Source organism: Arsenicibacter rosenii (assembly GCF_001870735.1).
Taxonomy (GTDB): Bacteria; Bacteroidota; Bacteroidia; order Cytophagales; family Spirosomataceae; genus Arsenicibacter; species Arsenicibacter rosenii.
The window spans coordinates 1-427 of record NZ_MORL01000275.1 but is presented as its reverse complement, the minus strand read 5'-3'; the positions used below and the strand labels follow the sequence as shown (position 1 = coordinate 427).

The 427-nt window shown below is 37.6% G+C and carries 1 protein-coding gene and 1 pseudogene; both read right to left on the bottom strand.

Translation table 11 applies throughout. The annotated features are described in order from the left end of the window. A pseudogene (locus BLX24_RS32490) lies at nucleotides 1–207 on the bottom strand (TOMM propeptide domain-containing protein); the annotation flags it as partial. 51 nt (nucleotides 208–258) lie between these two features. Continuing rightward, on the bottom strand, nucleotides 259–375 hold the full coding sequence (locus BLX24_RS34165; protein WP_218160759.1) for a class IIb bacteriocin, lactobin A/cerein 7B family: 117 nt from the start codon (nucleotides 373–375) through the stop codon (nucleotides 259–261). Between the last annotated feature and the right edge of the window lie 52 nt (nucleotides 376–427).

Sequence of the window (427 nt, the reverse complement as noted above, 5' to 3'; positions counted from 1 at the left end):
ATCTTCTTCTGTAAGTTCTAAGTTATTTAAATCGAGTCGTTGTGGTATATTTAAATAAATTACTGAACTATCAGTTTGGTCGTCAACAATGACCTTTTTGTCATAGAGGCCAGGGATTTTCTTACCTATATATTGCTCAATAGTTTCTACCGGATTTACTACCAGTTGATTTTTAAAAGCTGAGTCTTCCCATGCTTTTTGTGACAAAGCCGATAAGAGATTTGCCGCTTTTTCCTGATTGTCTAATGAGTANATAAATTAACTGATTGCGGCCCAGAATGCAACACCGATTACCATGCCGACATAGAAACAAGCAGGTGTTACTCCACCAGAAATTGCCTCTAACTCTTCTTCGGTCAGCTCAATGCTGTCCATGTCAGGCTTCTTAGGAATAGTAAAGTAAATTGTAGAATCATCTGACTGAGTT